Here is a 616-nt window from a genome sequence, read left to right on the forward strand (position 1 = left end):
CGCCAGTTCCGCGGAGATGTTGCTGGCGAACCACCCGCCAAGACGGGCCACGCGCACATCCCCCACCGCGGGCAGCGCCGCCAGCGGCGCGCCCGCCATGACGCCATAGACCGCTTCCAGATCCTCGACGGTGCTGGCCATGGGCCCGACCACGTCAAGGCTCGCCACGAACGGATAGACACCCTGCAGCGGCATCTGCCATAGGTGGGCTTCAGCCCCCACACACCGCATAGCGAGGACGGCACGCGGATGGAGCCATTGGTGTCCGACCCCAGCGTGAAGGGCAGCAGCCCCGCCGCGACGGACGCCGCCGACCCGCCCGATGATCCGCCCGCCAGCCGGTCGGGATCATGCGGGTTGCGGGTCGTGCCGCTATGCGCGTTTTCGGTTGAGAATCCGTACGCGAACTCATCCATGTTCAGTGTCGCGAGCGGCACGGCGCCCGCCGCGCGCAGGCGGCCGACAACCGTGGCATCCTGTGTGGCGGGCGGGTTGTCACGCAGCACGATGGAACCTGCCGTGGTGACTTCGCCCCGCACGTCAAACAGGTCTTTCACCCCGAAGGGCACGCCCGCCAGCGGGCCGGGATCCCGGCCCGCCGCAATGGCCCCGGTCC

The 616-nt window shown here is 70.3% G+C and carries 1 pseudogene; it reads right to left on the minus strand.

Annotated features, from left to right (window positions below):
* Positions 1-605: pseudogene (locus JCM25156_RS26605) on the minus strand (amidase family protein); the annotation flags it as partial.
* Positions 606-616 lie beyond the last annotated feature (11 nt).

This window comes from Komagataeibacter kakiaceti JCM 25156 (assembly GCF_000613305.1).